At 72.6% G+C, this 22,453-nt stretch carries 20 protein-coding genes and 1 riboswitch; of the genes, 17 read left to right on the top strand and 3 right to left on the bottom strand.

Going from position 1 to position 22,453, the window contains the following annotated elements:
- Positions 1-4: 4 nt before the first annotated feature.
- The 8 genes from sucC (at position 5) to ACI3ET_RS08215 (ending at position 7,739) form a co-directional block, all read left to right on the top strand.
- Positions 5-1,198, top strand: a complete 1,194-nt coding sequence (gene sucC / locus ACI3ET_RS08250; RefSeq protein ID WP_405032532.1) for an ADP-forming succinate--CoA ligase subunit beta — start codon at positions 5-7, stop codon at positions 1,196-1,198.
- Positions 1,199-1,236: 38 nt separating this feature from the next.
- A complete protein-coding gene (gene sucD / locus ACI3ET_RS08245; protein ID WP_405032531.1) occupies positions 1,237-2,127 on the top strand; it encodes a succinate--CoA ligase subunit alpha in 891 nt (296 codons plus the stop codon).
- Between the two features lie 144 nt (positions 2,128-2,271).
- Positions 2,272-3,573: a cell division protein PerM gene (locus ACI3ET_RS08240; RefSeq protein WP_405032530.1), complete on the top strand. Its 1,302-nt coding sequence runs from the start codon at positions 2,272-2,274 to the stop codon at positions 3,571-3,573.
- Between the two features lie 61 nt (positions 3,574-3,634).
- Positions 3,635-4,231 (top strand): phosphoribosylglycinamide formyltransferase, encoded by a 597-nt coding sequence (gene purN, locus ACI3ET_RS08235; protein WP_405032529.1) that lies wholly within the window; start codon positions 3,635-3,637, stop codon positions 4,229-4,231.
- A gap of 2 nt (positions 4,232-4,233) precedes the next feature.
- Positions 4,234-4,311: riboswitch (ZMP/ZTP riboswitch) on the top strand.
- 45 nt (positions 4,312-4,356) lie between these two features.
- Entirely contained in the window at positions 4,357-5,973 is a 1,617-nt protein-coding gene (purH, locus tag ACI3ET_RS08230) for a bifunctional phosphoribosylaminoimidazolecarboxamide formyltransferase/IMP cyclohydrolase (RefSeq protein WP_405032528.1), read from the top strand.
- Positions 5,974-5,995: 22 nt separating this feature from the next.
- Entirely contained in the window at positions 5,996-6,559 is a 564-nt protein-coding gene (locus ACI3ET_RS08225; RefSeq protein ID WP_405032527.1) for a glycine cleavage system transcriptional repressor, read from the top strand.
- Positions 6,556-7,416: a bifunctional methylenetetrahydrofolate dehydrogenase/methenyltetrahydrofolate cyclohydrolase gene (locus ACI3ET_RS08220; RefSeq protein WP_405032526.1), complete on the top strand. Its 861-nt coding sequence runs from the start codon at positions 6,556-6,558 to the stop codon at positions 7,414-7,416. Before ACI3ET_RS08225 ends, ACI3ET_RS08220 begins: the two co-directional genes overlap by 4 nt.
- Positions 7,413-7,739, top strand: a complete 327-nt coding sequence (locus tag ACI3ET_RS08215; RefSeq protein ID WP_405032525.1) for a DUF3017 domain-containing protein — start codon at positions 7,413-7,415, stop codon at positions 7,737-7,739. Before ACI3ET_RS08220 ends, ACI3ET_RS08215 begins: the two co-directional genes overlap by 4 nt.
- Positions 7,740-7,791: 52 nt before the next feature.
- On the opposite strand, the gene ACI3ET_RS08210 is transcribed toward ACI3ET_RS08215, so the two are convergent.
- On the bottom strand, positions 7,792-8,781 hold the full coding sequence (locus ACI3ET_RS08210) for a malate dehydrogenase (protein ID WP_405032524.1): 990 nt from the start codon (positions 8,779-8,781) through the stop codon (positions 7,792-7,794).
- A gap of 236 nt (positions 8,782-9,017) precedes the next feature.
- Here ACI3ET_RS08210 and ACI3ET_RS08205 point away from each other — a divergent pair, with 236 nt between their 5' ends.
- Both ACI3ET_RS08205 and ACI3ET_RS08200 read left to right on the top strand, forming a co-directional pair.
- The gene (locus tag ACI3ET_RS08205) at positions 9,018-9,371 is read left to right on the top strand and encodes a LysM peptidoglycan-binding domain-containing protein (RefSeq protein ID WP_405032523.1); all 354 of its coding nucleotides are present in this window, start codon (positions 9,018-9,020) and stop codon (positions 9,369-9,371) included.
- Positions 9,372-9,423: 52 nt separating this feature from the next.
- Positions 9,424-9,990, top strand: coding sequence for a 2'-5' RNA ligase family protein (locus tag ACI3ET_RS08200; RefSeq protein ID WP_405032522.1), 567 nt, complete (start codon positions 9,424-9,426; stop codon positions 9,988-9,990).
- 25 nt (positions 9,991-10,015) lie between these two features.
- On the opposite strand, the gene ACI3ET_RS08195 is transcribed toward ACI3ET_RS08200, so the two are convergent.
- A complete protein-coding gene (locus ACI3ET_RS08195; RefSeq protein WP_405032521.1) occupies positions 10,016-11,173 on the bottom strand; it encodes a glycosyltransferase family 4 protein in 1,158 nt (385 codons plus the stop codon).
- Between the two features lie 170 nt (positions 11,174-11,343).
- Positions 11,344-12,462, bottom strand: coding sequence for a mannose-1-phosphate guanylyltransferase (locus ACI3ET_RS08190; protein WP_405032520.1), 1,119 nt, complete (start codon positions 12,460-12,462; stop codon positions 11,344-11,346).
- Between the two features lie 24 nt (positions 12,463-12,486).
- Here ACI3ET_RS08190 and ACI3ET_RS08185 point away from each other — a divergent pair, with 24 nt between their 5' ends.
- The 7 genes from ACI3ET_RS08185 (at position 12,487) to ACI3ET_RS08155 (ending at position 22,442) form a co-directional block, all read left to right on the top strand.
- A complete protein-coding gene (locus ACI3ET_RS08185; protein ID WP_405032519.1) occupies positions 12,487-13,629 on the top strand; it encodes a quinone-dependent dihydroorotate dehydrogenase in 1,143 nt (380 codons plus the stop codon).
- A 10-nt stretch (positions 13,630-13,639) separates the two neighbouring features.
- On the top strand, positions 13,640-15,223 hold the full coding sequence (locus tag ACI3ET_RS08180) for an acyl-CoA mutase large subunit family protein (protein ID WP_405032518.1): 1,584 nt from the start codon (positions 13,640-13,642) through the stop codon (positions 15,221-15,223).
- A gap of 144 nt (positions 15,224-15,367) precedes the next feature.
- Positions 15,368-16,654: an amidohydrolase gene (locus ACI3ET_RS08175; protein ID WP_405032517.1), complete on the top strand. Its 1,287-nt coding sequence runs from the start codon at positions 15,368-15,370 to the stop codon at positions 16,652-16,654.
- Between the two features lie 169 nt (positions 16,655-16,823).
- The gene (locus tag ACI3ET_RS08170; RefSeq protein WP_405032516.1) at positions 16,824-17,948 is read left to right on the top strand and encodes a BMP family lipoprotein; all 1,125 of its coding nucleotides are present in this window, start codon (positions 16,824-16,826) and stop codon (positions 17,946-17,948) included.
- Positions 17,949-18,148: 200 nt separating this feature from the next.
- On the top strand, positions 18,149-19,798 hold the full coding sequence (locus tag ACI3ET_RS08165) for an ABC transporter ATP-binding protein (RefSeq protein WP_405032515.1): 1,650 nt from the start codon (positions 18,149-18,151) through the stop codon (positions 19,796-19,798).
- Entirely contained in the window at positions 19,795-21,126 is a 1,332-nt protein-coding gene (locus ACI3ET_RS08160) for an ABC transporter permease (RefSeq protein ID WP_405032514.1), read from the top strand. Before ACI3ET_RS08165 ends, ACI3ET_RS08160 begins: the two co-directional genes overlap by 4 nt.
- Complete coding sequence (locus tag ACI3ET_RS08155; RefSeq protein WP_405032513.1) at positions 21,123-22,442, top strand: ABC transporter permease; 1,320 nt, start codon at positions 21,123-21,125, stop codon at positions 22,440-22,442. Before ACI3ET_RS08160 ends, ACI3ET_RS08155 begins: the two co-directional genes overlap by 4 nt.
- Positions 22,443-22,453: the final 11 nt, after the last annotated feature.

Genomic DNA, 22,453 nt, shown 5'->3' with positions numbered 1-22,453 from the left:
ACTCGTGGATCTGTTCGAGTACCAAGCACGCGACATGTTCGAGAAGCACGGCGTGCCCGTGCTCGCCGGCGCCACCGCCGACACCCCGGAGGAGGCGCGGGCGGCTGCCGAGCGGATCGGGACGAGGTCCGGCGGCGTCACGGTTGTCAAGGCCCAGGTCAAGACCGGCGGGCGTGGCAAGGCCGGTGGCGTCAAGGTGGCCAAGAGCGCCGAGGACGCGGAGGCGGCCGCGGAGGCGATCCTCGGCATGGACATCAAGGGCCACACCGTCCACCGCGTGATGATCGCCCAGGGTGCACGGATCGCCGAGGAGTACTACTTCTCCGTCCTGCTGGACCGCGCCAACCGTTCGCTGCTGGCCATGTGCTCCAAGGAGGGCGGCATGGACATCGAGCAGCTGGCGGTGGAGCGCCCGGAGGCGCTGGCCAAGGTGGAGGTCGACGCCAACACCGGCATCGACGAGGCCAAGGCGCAGGAGATCGTCCAGGAGGCCGGCTTCGACGCCGGGACCGGCGCCAAGATCGTCCCCGTGCTGCAGAAGCTGTGGGCCGTCTACCGGGACGAGGACGCCACGCTCGTCGAGGTGAACCCGTTGGTGCTGACCGAGGACGGCGAGATCGTGGCCCTGGACGGCAAGGTCACCCTCGACGCCAACGCCGACTTCCGCCAGCCCCACCACGCCGAGCTCGAGGACAAGGCCTCCACCGACCCGCTGGAGGCGCAGGCCAAGGAGCTCGGCCTCAACTACGTCAAGCTCGACGGCAACGTCGGGATCATCGGCAACGGCGCGGGGCTCGTCATGTCGACCCTGGACGTCGTCGCCTACGCCGGTGAGGAGTTCACCGGCGGGGTCGCCAAGCCCGCCAACTTCCTGGACATCGGCGGTGGCGCCTCGGCCGAGGTGATGGCCAACGGGCTGCACGTCATCCTGGGCGACGAGCAGGTGAAGTCGGTCTTCGTCAACGTCTTCGGCGGCATCACCTCCTGCGACGCCGTCGCCAACGGCATCGTCAGGGCCCTGGAGATCCTGGGCGACGAGGAGACCAAGCCGCTGGTCGTGCGGCTCGACGGCAACAACGTCGAGGAGGGTCGGCGGATCCTCGCCGAGGCCGCCCACCCCCTCGTGACCATCGAGGAGACCATGGACGGCGCTGCCCGCAGGGCCGCCGAGGTGGCCGCCGAGCTGGCCGTCAACTGAAGCCCCGACGAGACAACGACAAAGGACCAGAGACTTCTATGGCAATCTTCCTCGACAACAGCTCCAAGGTCATCGTCCAGGGCATGACCGGCTCCGAGGGTATGAAGCACACCCAGCGGATGCTGGCCTCCGGGACCCGGGTGGTCGGTGGGGTCAACCCCCGCAAGGCCGGCACCGAGGTCGAGTTCGAGGGCGGCAGCACCGTCCCCGTCTTCGGCAGCGTGGCCGAGGCCATGGCGACCACCGGCGCCGACGTGTCGGTCGTCTTCGTCCCGCCGACGTTCGCCAAGGACGCGGTGATCGAGGCCGTCGACGCCGGCATGCCGCTGCTCGTGGTCATCACCGAGGGCATCACGGTGCGCGACACGGCGGAGTTCTGGGCCTACGCCCGGGACCGGGGCACGACCCGCATCGTCGGCCCCAACTGCCCCGGCCTCATCAGCCCCGGGAAGTCCAACGCCGGGATCATCCCGGCCGACATCGCCGGTCCTGGCCGTGTGGGTCTGGTGTCCAAGTCGGGCACGCTGACCTACCAGATGATGTACGAGCTGCGCGAGATCGGCTTCTCCACGGCCGTCGGCATCGGTGGTGACCCGATCATCGGCACCACCCACATCGACTGCCTGCAGGCGTTCCAGGACGACCCCGAGACCGACGCGATCGTCATGATCGGCGAGATCGGCGGCGACGCCGAGGAGCGTGCGGCGGCCTACATCAAGGAGAACGTGACGAAGCCGGTCGTCGGCTACGTCGCCGGCTTCACCGCCCCCGAGGGCAAGACGATGGGTCACGCGGGTGCGATCGTGTCCGGCTCCTTGGGCACCGCGCAGGCCAAGAAGGAGGCCCTCGAGGCCGCCGGCGTCAAGGTGGGCAAGACGCCGTCCGAGACCGCCGAGCTGATGCGCGAGATCATCGCCGGCATGGCCTGACGGGCGAGGTCTGCGACGGGCGGTACCCCTGTCGGGTGCCGCCCGTCGGCACACCCCGGACCCCGGCTTGTGGTTGGCTGCGGCACGCCCGCCCCGGCGCGCCTCCCTCCCGGGCCTGCGCGCGGAGGCGACGATGGGGGAGCTATGACTGTGCTGCAACGACCGGAGACCACCACCGGGGACGAGGACGCCGCCCCCGGAAGGCGACCCACGACCGGGCTGACCCTCGGGCGCGTCCTCGACCTGACGATCGCGGCGGTGGCCGGTGGGGTCTGCGTGCTGCTGGGGCTCGTCGCCGTGGCCCTGCCCCTCGTCGTCGCCTGGGTCGCCGACGAGCGGAGCACCGCCTCGTTCTGGCAGACGATGGGCGCGTCCGTGGACGTCTGGGCGCTGGCCCACCGGGCCGGGGTCACCACGGCCGACGCCGACATCGTCTTCGCGCCGCTGCTCCTGACGGCCGTCCCGGTCCTCGTCTGCTGGTGGGCAGGGACCCACGTGGTGATGAACCGGGTCGAGCTGCAGGCCCGGATCCCGAGCATCGGCGGCTGGCGCAGCGCCTGGCACGCCCTGGGTGGCCCGGATGCCGCCGCCTTCGTGCTGGGGTACGTCGTGGCCGGCCTCCTGCTCGCGCACACCGCCAGCTTCGGGCTGGCCCCGGTGCGCCTGCCCAGCCTCGTACCGGGGGCGGTGCTGGTGCCCGCGGTCGCGCTCGCGCTGGTCTGGTGGGGGGAGCACCGGCGCGACGAGCACCCGACGGTCGACGCAGGCCTGCGCTGGGTGTCCGACCGGACCCCTGTCCTCGTGCGCCGTGCCCTGCCGGCCGCCGTCGAGGTGGTCGTCGGCCTGACGGCCGTGAGCTTTCTCATCGTCCTGGGGCTCCTGCTCATCCGGGGGGAACGGGTGCTGACCCTCTACGGGGCGCTCGACGCCGGGCTGGTCGGCACGGCCGTGCTCACGCTGGTCCAGGTGGCCGCGCTGCCCAACCTGATGCTCTGGGCGATGGCCTGGCTGACCGGGTCCGGCGTGACCGTCGGCACGGTGCACGTCGGGTGGTCCGAGTCCACCGCCGGCGACCTGCCGGTGCTCCCCGTGCTGGCGGCGCTGCCGGAGCCCGGTGCGCTCCCACCCGGTATGTGGGCGATGGCTCTGGTGCCGCTCGTGGCCGGTGGGTGGCTCGGGCACCGGGCGGCCGGCTCGACGTCCCGCCTGTCGAGCTGGTGGACGAAGGCGCAGATCGGGCTGCTGGGGGCGGCGGTGGTGAGCCTGGTGGCCCTGCTGCTCGGCTGGCTGTCCACGGGAGGGCTGACGCCGGGGCTGCTCGGCACGGTCGGCGTCGAGCCGTGGCGCTTCGCCGGGCTGCTCGGTCTGGAGATCGCTGCGGGTGCGCTCGTCATGATCACCGTCGCGCACCTCACCGGTTCCCGCGGCGGGGCGCTGCGCCGCTGAGCCCCCTCCCCCTCCTGCCGCCGTCCGGCGCCGGGGTGGGGTGGTGCCTAGACTGCCGAACGTGAACCCCGGACCAGCACGCCCCGTGCCCGTCGTCGTGCTCGCCTCGGGGTCGGGCACGCTGCTGCAGTCGCTGCTCGAGGCGTGCGACGACCCCCGCTACGGTCTGCAGGTCGTGGCCGTCGGTGCCGATCGCGACGGCACGCTCGCCCTCGAGAGGGCCACCGCGCGCGGCCTGCCGACGTTCGTGGTGCGGCTCGGGGACCACCCGGACCGGACGACCTGGGACCGCGCGCTCGCCGAGTCGATCGCGAGGCACGACCCCGCAGTCGTCGTCTCGGCGGGCTTCATGAAGATCCTCGGCCCACGCGTGCTCGAGCGGTTCACCGTGGTCAACACCCACCCCGCCCTGCTGCCCAGCTTCCCCGGCGCGCAGGCCGTCCGGGACGCACTGACCCACGGGGTGCGGGTCACCGGCTGCACCCTGCACGTGGTGGACGCCGGCGTCGACACCGGACCGATCGTCGCCCAGCGCGCCGTCGAGGTGGTGGAGGGCGACACCGAGGAGACGCTGCACGAGCGCATCAAGACGGTCGAGCGGACGATGCTCGTCGAGGAGCTGCCGCGCTTCGTGGAGCACTCCGCCAGACCCCACTAGACTGGCCGCAACACGACTGGCGCAGGTGGTCCACCACCGGGGAGTGACGTTCGTGGGCATCGTCCGCCTGGGTGCCCGCACGAGCAGTGCACCCGTCCCCGACGTGCCCCCAGGAGCGATCCGCCGTGACCCACACCCCCGACGTCACCCCCGACGCCACCACGACCGAGGCACGGCGGCCGCTGCGTCGCGCGCTCGTCTCGGTCTACGACAAGAACGGTCTCGCGGAGCTCGCGCAGGGACTTCACGCGGCCGGGGTCGCGATCGTCTCGACCGGGTCCACCGCCGGCCGCATCGAGGATGCCGGTGTCCCGGTGACCCGCGTCGAGGAGCTCACCGGCTTCCCCGAGTGCCTGGACGGCCGGGTCAAGACCCTGCACCCCCGCGTGCACGCAGGCATCCTGGCCGACACCACCAACGCCGAGCACCTGCGCCAGCTGTCCGAGCTCGGTGTCGAGCCCTTCGACCTCGTGGTCTGCAACCTCTACCCGTTCGTCGACACGGTCAGGTCCGGTGCCGAGCCCACGGAGTGTGTCGAGCAGATCGACATCGGTGGGCCGTCCATGGTCCGGGCGGCCGCGAAGAACCACCTGAGCGTCGCGGTGGTGACCAGCCCCACGGCCTACCCCGAGGTGCTCGAGGCGGTCGCCGCCGGCGGCTTCACGCTCGACCAGCGCCGACGGCTCGCGGCCCAGGCCTTCGTCCACACCGCGACCTACGACGTGCACGTCGCCTCCTGGATGGGCAACGTCGTCGCGGACACCAGCGACGGCACAGGCTTCCCGGCCTGGGTGGGCGCGACCTGGGACAAGAAGGCCGTGCTGCGCTACGGCGAGAACCCGCACCAGCGCGCCGCCCTCTACACCAGCGGGTTCCAGGCCGAGCCGGGGCTGGCACAGGCCGAGCAGCTGCACGGCAAGGAGATGTCCTACAACAACTACGTCGACGCCGACGCCGCGCTGCGGGCGGCGCACGACCACGGGGACCGGCCGACGGTGGCCATCATCAAGCACGCCAACCCGTGCGGCATCGCGGTCGGCAAGGACGTCGCCGAGGCCCACCGCAAGGCGCACGCCTGCGACCCCGTGTCGGCGTTCGGCGGCATCATCGCCACCAACCGGCGGGTGACCCTGGCGATGGCCGAGCAGGTCAAGGACATCTTCACCGAGGTCGTCGTCGCCCCCGGCTTCGACGAGGACGCCCTCGCGGTGCTCACCGCCAAGAAGAACCTCCGCCTGCTCCGCGCCGCCACGCCCGCGCGCGGCGGCATCGAGACCCGCCCCGTGTCCGGCGGGATGCTCATGCAGGTCGTCGACACGGTCGACGCGGAGGTCGAGGACGGCGGTGACGACGCGTCCCGCTGGCGCCTGGTGTCCGGGGAGGCGGCAGACGAGAGCACCCTGGTCGACCTGCAGCTCGCCTGGCGGGCTGTGCGCGCCACCAAGTCCAACGCCATCCTGCTCGCCCACGACGGCGCCAGTGTGGGGATCGGGATGGGGCAGGTCAACCGGGTCGACTCGTGCCACCTCGCCGTCAGCCGGGCGGGGGAGCGGGCGGCCGGCTCGGTCGCCGCGTCGGACGCGTTCTTCCCGTTCGCCGACGGGCTGCAGGTCCTGCTCGACGCCCGGGTCCGCGCGGTCGTCGCCCCCGGTGGGTCGATCCGCGACGACGAGGTCGTGGCTGCGGCCGAGGCCGCCGGGGTGACGATGTACTTCACCGGCACCCGCCACTTCGCCCACTGACCCGGTCGCTAGAGTCGCTCCCATGACCACCCTCGTCATCACCGTCGTCGGCGACGACCGCGCCGGCCTGGTGAGCGCCCTCGCCGACGCCATCGCCGAGCACGGCGGCAGCTGGGGACGCAGCCAGCTCGCCGAGCTCGCCGGCGTCTTCGCCGGCATCGTCACCGTCGACGTCCCGCCGGGCCGGGCCGAGGAGCTCACCGCCGCCCTCGAGCCGCTCGCCGGGGTGCTCGAGACGACCGTCCGGGAGGCCCCCGGCCCGCGAGGCGCGGCCGGCGGTCCAGGCGGCGACACCGGTGCTCCCGTCCTCCCGCGTGCGTCGTACCGTCTCGAGCTGGTCGGCAACGACCGGCCGGGCATCGTCCGCGACATCAGCGGGGTCCTGACGGCGCACGGCGTGAGCATCGACCTGCTGGACACCCGCACCGGCCCCGCTCCGATGGCAGGCGGCCAGATCTTCGAGGCGGACATCACGTTGCGCCCCTCCGAGCAGACCGACCTGACGGCACTGCGCGGCGCGCTGGAGGACCTGGCCGGCGAGCTCATGGTCGACATCACCCTCGAGACCGAGGGGGACCTGCCGTGAGCGCGACCGTGCTCGACGGCCGGGGCGTGCTCGCCACGATCAAGGACGAGCTGCGCACCCGGGTGGCGCGGCTCGCCGAGCTCGGCGTGGTCCCGGGCCTGGGCACCGTGCTCGTCGGGGCCGACCCCGCCAGCACCTGGTACGTCGGCGCCAAGCACCAGGACTGCGCGGACATCGGGATCTCCAGCCTGCGCCGCGAGCTGCCGGCCGACAGCGCGCTCGAGGACGTCCTCGCCGTGGTCGACGAGCTCAACGCCGACCCCGCCTGCACCGCCTTCCTCGTGCAGCAACCCACGGGACTGGACGAGTTCGCGATCCTCTCCCGCGTCCTGCCCGTCAAGGACGTCGACGGCCTGCACCCCTACAACCTGGGCTGCCTCGTCATGGGGCGCCCGGCTCCGCTCCCGTGCACCCCCGTGGGCGTCGTCGAGCTGCTCCGGCGGTACGACGTGCCGCTGGCGGGCGCGGAGGTCACCGTCGTCGGCCGCGGGCTCACCGTCGGTCGCCCGCTCGGCCTGATCCTCTCCCGGCGGTCCGAGAATGCCACGGTCACCCTGTGCCACACCGGGACCCGCGACCTGGCCGCCCACACGAGGCGCGCCGACGTCGTGGTCGCGGCCGCCGGCGTGCCCGACCTCATCACCCCCGACATGGTCAGGCCCGGGGCCGCGGTCCTCGACGTGGGCGTGGCCCGTCGGGACGGCAAGATCGCCGGCGACGTGCACCCGGGCGTGGTCGACGTCGCCGGCTGGGTCTCGCCCAACCCTGGCGGCGTGGGACCGATGACGCGCGCCATGCTGCTGAGCAACGTCGTCGAGGCCGCCGAGCGCGCCGCGGGGATCACCCCGGACGCGTGAGCCCCGCCCCCGAGCCGCACGGCCCGCTGGCCGACGACCCCGAGGCCGAGCGCCGGGCCGCGACCCTGCGCCAGCCGCTGGGCCTGTGGTGGCTGGGTGTGGTCGGGCTCGCCGTCGCGGGGGTGCTGCTGGTCACCGAGAACCTGCGCGCCTACGGGTATGCCGTCGGCGCGACCATGGGCGTGCTGGCCCTGGTGCGGGCGACGGTCCCCGAGGGCCGGGCGGGGGGCCTGGCGGTGCGGGGACGCTGGGTCGACGTGCTCACCCTGGCGCTGCTCGGCGGGGCGATCGCGGTGCTGGCCTCCACCCTGCGCCTGGGCTGACGACGACGGGCCCCTCCCGACCGGGAGGGGCCCGTCGTCGTGGGGTGTCCGGTCAGCCGATGAGGCCGAGCTCGGTGACGGCGTCGCGCTCCTCGGTGAGCTCGGCGACCGAGGCGTCGATCCGGCTGCGGGAGAAGTCGTCGATCTCCAGGCCCTGGACGATCTCGTAGCTCCCGCCGGAGGTGGTCACCGGGAAGGAGCTGATGACGCCCTCGGCCACACCGTAGGAGCCGTCCGAGGGCACCGCCATCGAGACCCAGTCGCCCTCCGCCGAACCCCGCAGCCAGTCGCGCGTGTGGTCGATGGTCGCGGACGCGGCAGAGGCGGCCGAGGACGAGCCACGGGCCTCGATGATCGCGGCGCCGCGCTTGGCGACCGTCGGGATGAAGGTGTTCTCCAGCCAGTCCTGGTCACCGACCGCCTCGGCGGCGCTCCTGCCGGCCACCTGGGCGTGGAAGAGGTCGGGGTACTGGGTCGCCGAGTGGTTGCCCCAGATCGTCATGTGCGTGATGTCGGTGACGGGCGCGCCGACCCTGGCCGCGAGCTGGGCGATGGCGCGGTTGTGGTCCAGGCGGGTGAGGGCGGTGAAGCGCTCGCGCGGGATGTCGGGGGCGTTGCTCATCGCGATGAGGGCGTTGGTGTTCGCCGGGTTCCCGGTGACGGTGATGCGGATGTCGTCGGCCGCGTGGTTGTTGAGGGCACGACCCTGACCGGTGAAGATCGCTCCGTTGGCCTCCAGGAGGTCGCCGCGCTCCATCCCCTTCGTGCGCGGGCGGGCACCGACGAGCAGAGCCACGTTGACGCCGTCGAAGACGACGTCGGGGTCGTCGCCGATCTCGATGCCGGCCAGCGTCGGGAACGCGCAGTCGTCGAGCTCCATGACGACACCCTCGAGCGTCTTGAGGGCCGGCGTGATCTCCAGCAGCCGCAGCTCGACGGGGGTGTCCTTGCCCAGCAGCTCCCCGGACGCGATGCGGAAGAGGAGGCTGTAGCCGATCTGGCCGGCGGCGCCGGTGACGGCGACCTTGACGGGGGTGCTCATGGGGAGGGTGGCCCTTCGCTCGGGGGGGTGGTGACAGCTGGTCCCGGCGTCCCTGTGGCGCCCGGGTCCGTCGCCTCGCACGCTAGCACCCGGCCGGGCGGGCGGCCGTGGCACCCGGTGCCCGTCCGGGCACGAGTGGCCGATCCCCCAGCAGCGGGTTACGGTTTCGGGCGGAGCAGGCAGGGACACCCGCGGGCGGAAGCCGCCCCGCCCCTGTCCGCCGGAAGGAGATTCGCATGGGATTCTTCGACAAGGTCAAGGACGCGCTCACGACCTCGGACTCCGAGCGGGTCGACAACGCTCGCGAGGACGCGGCCCGGGTCAAGGAGCAGGACGGGACGGACACGGCTGACGCGCAGCAGCGCGCCGACGAGGGTCAGCAGGCTGGCCAGGAGGCCGAGGCGGACACGGACAGGGCGGAGGAGAAGGTCGAGAAGACTCACCGGACCTACACCGTCAAGTCCGGCGACACCCTCTCCGGCATCGCCGCGCGGGAGGGCGTGAGCTGGCAGGAGATGGCGCGCCTGAACAACCTGGACAACCCGGACCTCATCTACCCGGGCCAGGTCTTCAAGGTGCCCCACGGCTGAGCATCGTTCCTGTGCCGCACCACGTCCCGCACCGGCCCGGTAGTGTGGCCGCGTGACGACCCCCGGATCCCCCGGCTCGGCGCGGCCCGGCAACGGCGAGCTCGCCGGCCCGGTCGTGGGGGTGGCCCTCCCGGTTCCCGAACCCTGGGGGAGCCACCTGCAGCGGCTGCGCCAGAACTACGGCGAGGACCGGGCCGCGCACATCCCGACCCACATCACGCTCATGCCCCCGACGCCGGTCGCGCCCGAGCAGGTGCTCCCCCTGCGCCAGCACCTCGCCGCGGTGGCCGTCTCCCACGCACCGTTCTCCGTGATGCTGCGCGGCACGGGCACGTTCCGCCCGGTCTCCGAGGTCGTCTACGTCCAGGTGGCGCAGGGCGTCTCGAGCTGCGAGCGGCTGGAGGGCGCCGTCCGCGCGGGACCGGTGGAGCGCTCGCTGGCCTTCCCCTACCACCCGCACGTCACGGTCGCCCACGACAACCCGGCGCAGGTCCTGGACCGCGCCTTCGCCGACCTCGCGGCGTTCACCTGCACGTTCACCGCCTCGTCCTTCCGCCTCTACCTGCACGGCGGCGACGAGGTCTGGAACGTGGTCCAGGAGTTCCAGCTGGGCGGATGACCTGGCCCCCTCCTGACGGGCGGCGTCAGGCGGCGCTGCGCGAGGTGGCGTGGATGGCCTCGGCGTAGTAGTCGAGCAGCTGGTCCACCAGCGCCGGCCAGGAGCGCTCGACCACGTGCGCGCGACCGGCCGCACCGAGCCGCTCGCGCAGCGCCGGGGCGTCGGCGCCCACGACGAGCGGCTGCACGGCGGCGGCCAGGGCACCGGGGACGTCCGGGTCGAAGAGGAAGCCGGTGCGCCCCACCTGGACGAGGTCGAGCGGGCCGCCCCGGGCCGGCGCGACGACAGGCAGCCCGGCCGCGGCAGCCTCCTGCAGGGTCTGTCCGAAGGTCTCCCGGGTGCCGGTGTGCACGAAGGCGTCGAAAGCGGCATACGCCCGGGCCAGGTCCATCCCCTCCTGTCGGCCGAGGAAGGCCGCCGAGGGAAGGAGAGCCTCCAGGGCCTCGCGGCTGGGCCCCTCGCCCACGAGCACCAGCCGGGTGCCCGGTGTGCGCGCCAGCTCGGCCAGGCGGTGCAGCTCCTTCTCGGGGGCCAGGCGACCGACGTAGCCGAGCAGCACCTCGCCGTGCGGCGCCAGCCGGCGCCGCAGTGCCGCCGTCTCGGGGTCGGCCCGGCGGGCCGGGTCGAAGAGGTCGGCGTCGACGCCGCGGCCCCACAGCGCGACCCGGGGCACGTCGTGCGCGGCGAGGTCCGCGAGGGCAGCGCTGGAGGGGGCCAGCGTGAGGTCGGCCTGCTGGTGGATGCGACGGATCCAGCGCCACACCGCGCGCGCCGTGACGTCGCCGGCCGGCCCCATGTGCTGCTTGATGTAGGACGGCATGTCGGTCTGGTAGACCGCGACGGAGGGGATGCCCAGCGCCCGCGCCGCCGTCAGCCCGCGCACGCCCAGCACGAAGGGTGAGGCCACGTGCATGACGTCGGGCCGGAAGCGGTGCAGCACGGTCTCCAGCTCGTAGGAGGGCAGCCCCACCCGGAACTGCCGGACCGGCACGCTGGTGACCGAGTGCACGGGGAAGCCGGCGTAGCGTTCCGGCGTCATCGTCGGGCTCCACGGGCTGGTGCCCGGCGCGACGACGAGCGCCTCGTGCCCCAGCGCGCGCAGGCACTCCAGCACCTTGCACACGCTCGTGGTGACACCGTTGAGCGCGGGCAGGAACGACTCGGTGACGATGACGACCCTCACGCGCTCCAGCCTCGGGGGCGGGGATGTGTCGTGGGCGACGTCGCGGGGTGTGTCGGGTGAGCGTCGGGTGACCAGATGGTGGCCGAGGGCGTCGCGGAGCCCCCGGGTGCGGGCAGGGACCGGGCGGTGGGCAGGAGCCGACGACGCGGGGGAGGGTAGGGCGTGCGCGTTCAGGTCAGGTCCTCCCGTCCGAGACGCTGCAGCGTGGCCACCACGCCACGGACGTCCTGACACCGCTCGCGCGTCGTCACCAGCAGCGCGTCGGGAGTGTCCACCACGACGACGTCGTCCAGGCCCAGGGCCACCACGGTCCGGCCGCCGTGGGCCGCGACGATCCCCGTCGAGCCCTCGTTGACCACGAGCCGCTCGTCCCCGAGCACGCGCAGTCCTGGCTGCGACCCGGACTCCGGCAGGAGGGTCGCGAGCGAGGCGAAGTCGCCGACGTCGTCCCAGGCGAAGTCGGCCGGGACCACCGACACCCGCCCGGCGGCGGCGGCCGGCTCGGCCACGGCGTGGTCGATCGCGATGCGGGTCAGCGACCCCCACCCGGCGTCGATCGTGGACCGGTCGGCGGCCATCCGGCGCAGGAGGGTCACCATCTCCGGGTGCTCCAGGGCGAGCAGCTCCAGGAGGGTGGTGGCACGCACGACGAACATGCCGGCGTTCCACAGGTGGTCCCCGGCCGCGACGTAGGCCCGGGCGCGCTCCGCGTCCGGCTTCTCCACGAACGCCTCGACGTGGCGCACGTGCGGTGCCCCTGGCACGTCCTGGGGGGCGCCCACCTGGATGTAGCCGAAACCGGTAGAAGGGTAGGTGGGTCGGATCCCCAGGGTCACCAGCGAGCCCCCGCGCGCCGCGTGGACCGCTTCACGGACGCAGGCCGCGAAGACGTCCAGGTCGCCGATCACGTGGTCGGCGGCGAACGAGCCGAGCACCGCGTCGGGGTCGCGGCGCTCCAGCACGGCCGCGGCCAGGCCGATCGCCGGCATCGACTCGCGCGGCTCCGGCTCGACCAGCAGGTCGGCCTCGGAGAGGTCCGGCAGCTGGGTCCGCACCGCGTCGGCGTGCCGGACACCGGTGACCACCACGAGCCGGCCGCCGACGAGCGGGCGCAACCGGTCGGCGGTCGACTGCAGCAGCGAGCGCCCGGTGCCGGTCAGGTCGAGCAGGAACTTGGGGGAGGAGGCCCGCGACAGCGGCCACAGCCGGCTGCCGACGCCCCCGGCCGGGATCACGGCGGTGAGGTCGTGCAGCGTCTGGTCCGCGGCGGCGCTGTCCCCTGATGGCATGACCGCCAGTCTAGGGTTGCGCCCATGAGTGCGTCCCGCGCCCCGCAGCCCCTCCTTGGGGCGATCACCGGCCTGGCCCGGCGCGGCGCGCACGAGGCGGCAGGCACGGCATACCTGCGGGTGGCCCGTCCCCTCCTGTGGCGTGCCGACGTCGAGACCGCGCACCACGGCGCCGTCGCCGCCGCCGAGCTGCTCGGGGCCACCTGGCCGGGGCGGGTGCTGGCCGGACTCGGCGGGTATGCCGTCGGGCCGGCAGGCGCGCCCGAGCCGGTCGAGCTGCTCGGGCTGCGCTTCCCGCACCGGGTCGGCCTGGCTGCCGGGATGGACAAGGACGGGCGCGGCGTGGCGACCTGGGCGGCGCTCGGCCTCGGCCACGTCGAGCTCGGCACCGTCACCGCGCTGGCGCAGCCGGGCAACCCCCGACCCCGGCTGTTCCGGCTGCCGGAGAGCCGCGCGGTGATCAACCGGATGGGGTTCAACAACGACGGGGTGCACGCGCTCGCCGGCCGGCTGCGCGCCGCGCGGGAGGCGGGGCTGGTCGGGGTGCCCGTGGGCGTGAGCATCGGCAAGAGCAAGGTGACACCGGTCGAGGACGCCGTGCAGGACTACCTCACCTCGGTGGCGGCGCTGGAGGGCCTGGCCGACTACCTCGCCGTGAACGTCTCCAGCCCCAACACGCCGGGCCTGCGCTCCCTGCAGGACGCGGGACCGCTGGCCGAGCTGCTCTCCGCGGTCGTCGGCGCTGCCGGCCGCGTGCCGGTCCTCGTCAAGCTCGCGCCGGACCTCACCGACGCCGCCCTCGACGAGGCGCTGGACGTGGCGCTGGCCGCCGGGGCGGGCGGGGTCATCGCCACCAACACCACGCTGTCCCGCAACGGGGTGGCCCCGCGTGAACGGACGCGGGCCGAGGCGGAGGCCGGCGGGCTGTCCGGGGCGCCGCTGACGCTGCGTGCGCGCGAGGTGGTGCGGCACGTCGCCGTGCACACCGACCTGCCGGTCATCGGCGTGGGCGGGGTGATGACCGGTGCCGACGCCCGCGCCCTGGTCGACGTCGGCGCGAGCCTCGTGCAGCTCTACACCGGCCTCGTCTACGCCGGGCCGACGCTGGTCGGCGACGCGGTCGACGCCGTCCGGGGGGCCGCCGGGGCCCGGGGGGCCGGTCAGTAGGCTTGACCCCATGTCAGAGGCGACGACGGAGTCCGGGCTGCCGATGAGGGCGGTCTACGGACCGGAGGACCAGCAGGGCTTCGACCCCACGACCGCGCTCGGGAAGCCGGGCTCCTACCCGTTCACGCGGGGGGTGTACCCGACGATGTACACCGGCCGGCCGTGGACGATGCGGCAGTACGCCGGGTTCGGGACGGCAGCCGAGTCCAACGCCCGCTACAAGGAGCTCGTCGCCAACGGCACCGGCGGCCTCTCGGTCGCCTTCGACCTGCCCACCCAGATGGGCTACGACTCCGACCACCCGCTCGCCTCCGGAGAGGTCGGCAAGGTCGGCGTGGCGATCGACTCGGTCGAGGACATGCAGGTCCTCTTCGACGGGCTGCCCCTCGACGAGGTCTCCACGTCGATGACGATCAACGCACCGGCCGCCTCGCTGCTGCTCATGTACCAGCTCGTGGCGGAGGGCAACGGCATACCCGCCTCGAAGCTGACCGGCACGATCCAGAACGACGTGCTCAAGGAGTACATCGCCCGCGGCACCTACATCTACCCGCCTGCCCAGTCGCTGCGGCTGATCAGCAACATCTTCGCCTACTGCCGCACCGAGATCCCGCGGTGGAACACGATCTCGATCTCCGGCTACCACATGGCAGAGGCGGGCGCGACGCCCGTGCAGGAGGTCGCGTTCACGCTCGCCAACGCCAAGGCCTACGTCCAGGCGGCGATCGACGCGGGCCTGGCGGTCGACGACATCGCACCCCGGCTGTCGTTCTTCTTCGTGGCCCGCACGACCCTGCTGGAGGAGGTCGCGAAGTTCCGGGCGGCCCGCCGGATCTGGGCGCGGATCATGAAGGAGGAGTTCGGCGCGCAGGACCCGAGGTCGCTGATGCTGCGCTTCCACACCCAGACGGCCGGGGTCCAGCTGACCGCGCAGCAGCCGGAGATCAACCTGGTCCGGGTGGCGCTCCAGGGCCTCGGGGCGGTCCTGGGCGGCACCCAGTCGCTGCACACCAACTCCTTCGACGAGGCGATCGCGCTGCCGACCGCCAAGGCCGCCCGGCTGGCGCTGCGGACCCAGCAGGTGCTGGCTTTCGAGACGGACGTCACCAAGACCGTGGACCCCTTCGCCGGGTCCTACGTGATGGAGGCCCTCACCGACGACCTCGAGGAGGCCGCGCTGGAGCTCATCCGCGCGGTCGACGAGCGCGGGGGAGCGGTGCACGCCATCGAGCAGGGTTTCCAGAAGGGCGAGATCGAGCGCTCGGCCTACGAGTACGCGCTGCAGATCGACACCGGCGAGCGGGTCGTGGTGGGTCAGAACCGGTTCACGATCGACGAGGAGGAGCACTACGAGCCGCTCCGCGTCGACCCGGCGATCGAGGCGCAGCAGGCCGACCGGCTGGCGCGGCTGCGCGCCGAGCGCGACGGCGGCGAGGTCGAACGGCGTCTTGACGCGCTTCGCGCCGCCGCCCGGGGCACCGACAACCTGCTCCCGCCGATGCGCGAGGCGCTGCGCGCGCGGGCGACGGGCGGCGAGGTGGCCGACGCCCTGCGGGAGGTGTGGGGCCGCTACGTCCCCCGCGAGACCTTCTGAGCAGTCAGCGGGGGTTGCTACCCTGGGAACCTCGGCCCGTCGTCGCTCCCCGATGCCGTCGTGGCCTACCCGTGAGGTCGGGCCCGCGGCCGGAGCGTGGCGCGGGCCACCCACCGACGACGAGACCGATGTGAAGTGACGCCTGTGACCGCAGAGACCACCCGCAAGCCGCGCCGCACCCCGGCCACCTCCGGGGGCGCCCCGCGGGGGGTCGGCGACGAGCAGGGGACGCGCGCCAGCGTCCTTCAGCGCATCGACGCCGAGGTCGACCGCCTGGCCGCGGAGCTGCAGGGGTGGCGCCACGAGGTCCACGCGCACCCCGAGCTGTCCTGGCAGGAGCTGCGCACGACCGCCCTGGTCACCGACGTCCTCACCCGCGCCGGCGTGAAGGTCACCTCGCTCCCGGGGACGGGCGCCATCGCGGACCTGGGCGCCCCCGAGCCCAGGGTGCGGATCGCGCTGCGCGCCGACCTCGACGCCCTGCCCCTGGACGAGGCCACCGGCTTGTCCTTCGCCTCCCGGACACCGGGCGCCTGCCACGCCTGCGGGCACGACGTGCACACGGTCGGGGTGCTCGGGGCGGGCCTGGCGCTCAGGGCGGTCGAGGACGAGCTGATCGCCGGCGGCATCGGTGTCCGCCTCGTCTTCCAGCCGGCGGAGGAGACGATCCCCGGTGGCGCCCACGCGGTGATGAAGCACGGCGGCATGGAGGGCGTCGACCGTCTGCTCGCCGTCCACTGCGACCCCTCGATCGACGTGGGCACCGTGGGGCTGCGCGTGGGGCCGATCACCGCCGCGTCCGACTCCGTGCACGTCACGCTCACCGGGCGGGGCGGGCACACCTCCAGGCCGCACCTGACCCAGGACCTCACCTTCGCCCTGGGCAAGGTCGTGACCGAGGTCCCGGCCGTGCTCTCCCGGCGGGTCGACCCGCGGGCCGGCACGACCCTGGTCTGGGGCGTCGTGCGGGCCGGCTCGGCCCCCAACGTCATCCCCACCCGGGCCGAGGCGCTGGGCACGATCCGGATGCTCGACGCGGAGACGTGGGACGCCACCGGTCCCCTCATCGACGAGATCGTCCAGGCCGTCGTGGCCCCCTACGGCGTGAGCGCGAAGGTGCAGTACGTCCGGGGGGTGCCCCCGGTCGACAACGACAACGCTGCGGTCGTCGCCCTGTCCAAGGCGGCGATGGCGCTCTTCGGGGTGGCCTCGGTCGTGCCGACGAAGCAGTCGATGGGCGGGGAGGACCTCGGCTGGTACCTCACCGACGTGCCGGGGGCGATGGCCCGGCTGGGCACCCGGACACCGGGCGGCCCGACCCACGAGCTGCACCAGGGCGACCTCGTCGTGGACGAGTCGGCGGTGCTCGTCGCTGCCAAGCTCCTGGCGGCCAGCGTCGTCACCTCGGTCGGGGTCGACGGGCTGAGCTGAGCCGGTCCACGCGCACCGCCCCCGTGACCACGGGGGCGGACGGGGTGCCTGTGACCGTGGGGACGAGGTCGGTCACCTTTTGGTCACCTTCGCGGTGCCGCGTGGCTACCGGGAAGTAGGGCGCGCTAGGATCGGCTCGTTCCACCCCACCTCATGAAGGAGTACCCCCTTGCGTCGGGTTCTGAAGCTCGCGGCCCTTGGTGCGGCCGCCTCCCTGGCACTCTCCGCGTGCGGCGAGGCCCCTGAAGACAGCGACACCGGTTCCCCCGGCGCCGCCACCAGCGACGGCGCGGACGCCACCGGCGCGGCGGGCGCCGAGGACTTCAAGGCCTGCATGGTCTCCGACTCCGGCGGGTTCGACGACCAGTCCTTCAACCAGTCGGGCAAGGAGGGGCTGGACCTCGCCGCCGAGGAGCTGAGCATCGAGGTTGTCGAGGTCGAGTCCCAGTCCGACGCCGACTACGCGACCAACGTCAACAACCTGGTCACGCAGGGCTGCAACCTGACGATCGGGGTCGGCTTCCTCCTCGAGGACGCGATCGAGACCGCGGCCACCGAGAACCCGGACACCAACTTCGCGTTGATCGACTCCGCGTTCTCCGACGCGAGCTTCGCGCCGATCACCCTGGACAACGCCAAGCCGATCCTCTTCAACACCGCCGAGGCCAGCTACCTGGCCGGCTACCTGGCCGCCGGTGTCACGGAGTCCGGCACGGTCGCCACCTTCGGCGGCATGCAGATCCCCTCGGTGGCGATCTTCATGGACGGCTTCGCCGACGGTGTGGCGAAGTACAACGAGGACAACGGCACCGACGTGCAGCTCCTCGGCTGGGACAAGGAGACCCAGGAGGGCGCCTTCTCGGGTGACTTCGAGAACCAGAGCCAGGGCCAGACCCTCACCGAGCAGTTCATCGCGCAGGGTGCCGACATCGTCATGCCGGTCGCCGGTCCCGTCGGCCTGGGCGCCGCGGCGGCTGCCTCGGAGAGCGACAACGTCAAGATCATCTGGGTCGACTCCGACGGCTACGTGACCGCGTCCGAGTACGCCGACATCATGCTGACCTCGGTCATGAAGCAGATCGGCCCGGCCGTCCAGGACACCGTCACGGAGACCTACGAGGGTGGGTTCACCAACGAGCCCTACGTCGGCACCCTCGAGAACGAGGGCGTCGGTCTCGCGGAGATCCGGGGCACCGAGGTGCCGCAGGAGCTCTCCGACAAGCTCGAGGAGTACACCCAGGCGATCATCTCCGGCGACCTGGTCATCGAGACGCCGAACGCCCCCGCCCAGTGACGCACCGCGTCTAGAGGCACAGGTACACGGAGCGGGCCGACCCCACCAAGGGCGGATCCCCTCTCTTTTCCCTCCTCGCATGCCCCACTCCCCCCCCCCCCCCCCCCCCCCCCCCCCCCCCCCCCCCCCCCCCCCGCTACGCTGTCCCCCCGTGACGTGCACACCACTCACCCACGACCCGTGACCGGGAGCGCCCTGCGATGAAGCTGGAACTGCGCGGCATCACCAAGGTGTTCGGCACCTTGGTCGCCAACGACCACATCGACCTCGTCGTCCAGCCGGGCGAGATCCACGCCCTGCTCGGGGAGAACGGGGCCGGGAAGAGCACGCTGATGAACGTCCTCTACGGGCTCTACGACCCCGACGGCGGGCAGATCCTGCTCGACGACCACCCGGTCAGCTTCGTGGGTCCTGGCGACGCGGTCGCCGCCGGCATCGGCATGGTCCACCAGCACTTCATGCTGGTCCCGGTCTTCACCGTGGCAGAGTCGGTCGCGCTGGGCTACGAGCCGACCGGGCCGGCGGGGATCCTCAACCTCGAGGAGGCCCGCGACCGGGTCCGGGAGATCTCGGGGCGGTTCGGCTTCGACGTCGACCCCGACGCGCTGGTCGAGGACCTGCCGGTCGGCGTGCAGCAGCGGGTCGAGATCATCAAGGCCCTGGCCCGGGACGCCAAGGTCCTCATCCTGGACGAGCCCACCGCCGTGCTCACGCCGCAGGAGACCGACGAGCTCATCGGCATCATGCGCGAGCTCAAGGAGTCGGGCACCTCCATCGTGTTCATCACCCACAAGCTGCGCGAGGTCCGGGCGATCGCCGACCGGATCACGGTGATCCGACGCGGCAAGGTCGTGGGGGAAGCCAGCCCCACCTCGACCGAGACCGAGCTCGCCTCGCTCATGGTCGGCCGCTCGGTCAGCCTCACCGTGACCAAGGACCCCGCGCGAACCGGTGACCCCGCGTTCGTCGTCGACGGGCTCTCGGTGATCAGCCCCGCCGGCGTCGTGCTCGTCGACGACATCTCCTTCGAGGTCCGCAGCGGTGAGATCTTCTGCCTCGCCGGGGTCCAGGGCAACGGCCAGACCGAGCTCGCCGAGGCCATCCTGGGCCTGGAGGAGGTCGACGGGGGACGGATGCTGCTGGCGGGCAAGGACATCGCCGGGATGTCGGTGCGCGAGCGGCTGCGGGCCGGCATCGGCTTCGTCCCGGAGGACCGGTCCACGGACGGCGTCATCTCCAGCTTCACGATCGCCGAGAACCTCGTGCTGGACCTCTACGACGCCGAGCCCTTCGCGCGCGGCGTGAGCATGCGCCCGGCCAAGGTCGCCGACAACGCGACCCGGCGGGCCGAGGAGTTCGATGTCCGCTACACGGACGTCCAGGACCCGATCTCCACCCTCTCGGGCGGCAACGCGCAGAAGGTGGTGCTCGCCCGTGAGATGTCGCGCTCGCTGCAGCTGCTCGTCGCCTCCCAGCCCACGCGCGGCCTGGACGTCGGCTCGGTCGAGTTCGTCCACCAGCGGATCGTCGCGGAACGCGACCGCGGCACGCCCTGCGTCATCGTCTCCACCGAGCTGGACGAGGTGCTCGGGCTGGCAGACCGGATCGCGGTCATGTACCGCGGGCGCATCGTCGGCATCGTCGACAACGTGCCCGTCGACGGAGCCTCGAGCGGCACCAGTCGCGACATGCTCGGGCTGATGATGGCCGGTGTCCCGCTGGAGGAGGCACGCACCCAGGCTGCCGAGCACCACTCGGTCCTGGGGCAGGCCGACCTCGACGGCGACGGCATACCCGACGCGCAGCAGCACGGGACGACCACGCACACGACCACGGAGGAGCGGCCGTGACCGACCACCCCAGCCAGTCCCAGGGCTCCGACGCCGGCCAGGGGCAACCGGCCGCCGCGGCGCCGCCGGCGGAGACCGGGACCGCCCCGCCCGAGGGCGGGGCCACGCACCGCGACGACGAGCGTCCGGGGGTCCTGCACCAGATCCTGTCCGGCAGCGCGCTGATGTCGGTCCTGGCGTTCGTGATGGCGCTGCTCATCGGAGGCCTGCTCATCGCCTTCGCCGACGAGGACACGAGGGCAGCGGCGACCTACTTCTTCGCCCAGCCCCTCGACACCCTGTCCGCGGGGTGGACGGCGATGACCGAGGCCTACGTGGCGATGTTCCGGGGCTCCGTCTTCGACTGGCAGGCAGCCTCCTTCGCGGCGGCGATCAAGCCGCTGACCGAGTCGATGGTGTTCTCCGTGCCGCTGATCCTCGCCGGCCTGGGCATCGCCGTCGGCTTCCGGGCAGGGTTGTTCAACATCGGGGCCCAGGGCCAGATCATCGTCGGCGCGATCGTCTCCGCGTACCTGGGCTTCGCGCTCGACCTGCCGCCCGTCGTCCACCTGCTGGTCGCGATCCTCGGAGGTGCCGTCGGAGGCGCCGTCTACGCCGGGATCCCCGGCGTGCTCAAGGCCAGGTTCGGCGCCAACGAGGTGATCGTCACGATCATGCTCAACTACATCTCCGTCTACCTCATCAGCTACATGCTCAAGCAGCCGAGCTTCAACCCGGGGCGCACCGGGCAGCGCAGCCCCGCGGTCTCCCCGGACGCGACCTACCCGTTGCTCGTCCCGGACTGGCTGATCCCCGGCAACACCTTCCGGCTGCACTGGGGGTTCGTGGTCGCGATCCTCGCCACGGCCTTCGTCTGGTGGTTGATCGAGCGGTCCACGATCGGCTTCGAGCTGCGGGCCGTCGGCTCCAACCCGGCCGCCGCCCGCACCGCAGGGATGTCGGTGGGTCGGATCACCGTCATCACGATGGTCATCGCCGGGGCGCTGGCCGGCCTGGCCGCCACCGCCCAGGTGCTGGGGACGGAACGCTCCCTCACCGCCGGGGTGGCCGCCTCCTACGGCTTCGACGCGATCACGGTGGCGCTGCTCGGCCGCTCCCGACCGTGGGGCACCTTCTTCGCCGGACTGCTCTTCGGGGCGCTCAAGGCCGGAGGCTTCCTCATGCAGTCGCTGACGTCCACGCCGATCGACATCGTGCTCGTCGTCCAGTCCCTCATCGTCCTGTTCATCGCCGCGCCGCCGCTGGTGCGCGGGGTGTTCCGGCTGCCCGACCCCGGGAGGCCCCGGGCCAGGGCCTCCCGTCCGACCACCGAGGAGGTCACGGCATGAGCGCCACCACCGAGCGTCCCCCGTCGCCCGTCCCCGGCGGTGGCTCCACCACGGCGACAGGGCCGACCGTGACCCGGCGCCGGGTCGGCCCGAAGATCCCCGTCGTCTACGCGTTGGCGACCCTGGCGTCACTGCTCGCGTTCGTGCTCAACACACCGGCCGACGCGAGGACGACCTACCAGGTGGGCTCGTCCGCCGAGTTCATCGCGATCCCCAACTTCGAGGTGCCCTCGCTGGTCGGCGTGCTCGTGCTCACGCTGGTGATGGCGGCAGCGACCGTGTGGGCGTTCCTGCTGATGCGCCAGGGCCGTCCGGCGCCCGGCTGGCTGCACGTGGTGGTGGGGCTGGCGCTCGTGCTGGCCTTCCTGACCTACGTCGGCGCCGGGCGGTCGACGGTGATCCCGATGATCTCGCTGCTCGCCGGGGCCCTGGCCCTGTCGGTGCCGCTCGTCTTCGGTGCCATGTCGGGCCTGATCTGCGAGCGCTCGGGGATCATCAACATCGCGATCGAGGGTCAGCTGCTCTTCGGGGCCTTCGCCGCCGCGGTCGTCGCGTCGGCCGCCGGCAGCGGCTACGCCGGCCTCGTCGCCGCGCCGGTCGCAGGGGCGCTGGTGGGTGCGGTGCTCGCGTGGTTCGCGGTCTCCTACCGCGTCAACCAGATCATCGTGGGTGTCGTGCTCAACACCTTGATCATCGGCCTGACCGGATTTTTCTTCTCCACGGTGCTCTCGGACGACAAGGCGCTGTGGAACACCCGCATGCCCCTGCCGCGCCTTCGGATCCCGGTCCTGGCGGAGATCCCGGTGCTCGGCCCCGTGCTGTTCAACCAGACCGTCCTCGTCTACCTCATGTACGTGCTCGTGGTCGCGCTGCAGTTCATGCTCTTCCGCAGCCGGTGGGGCCTGCGCACCCGCGCGGTGGGGGAGCACCCCAAGGCGGCGGACACGGTGGGCATCAGGGTCAACCGCACCCGCGTGTGGAACACCATCCTCGGCGGCGCGGTCGCCGGGCTGGGCGGGGCGTTCTTCACCGTCGGCTCCGGGCTGGCCTTCGGCCGCGAGATGTCCGCCGGCAACGGCTTCATCGCGCTGGCAGCCATGATCCTGGGCAAGTGGAACCCCAAGGGCGCCGTGCTCGCTGCGCTGCTCTTCGGCTTCTCCAAGAACCTGGGCAACGTGCTGTCGAGCATCGGCAGCGGGGTGCCCTCCGAGCTGCTGCTCATGCTTCCCTACCTCATCACGATCCTCGCGGTCGCCGGGTTCGTCGGCAAGGTCCGACCTCCCGCGGCCGAGGGCATCCCCTACACCAAGAGCTGAAGAAGGTATGC

This window comes from Ornithinimicrobium jinqii (assembly GCF_045032595.1).
Classification (GTDB): domain Bacteria; phylum Actinomycetota; class Actinomycetes; order Actinomycetales; family Dermatophilaceae; genus Ornithinicoccus.
Note: the sequence above shows the minus strand (reverse complement) of the source record. Positions and strands in the feature narration are given on the sequence as shown.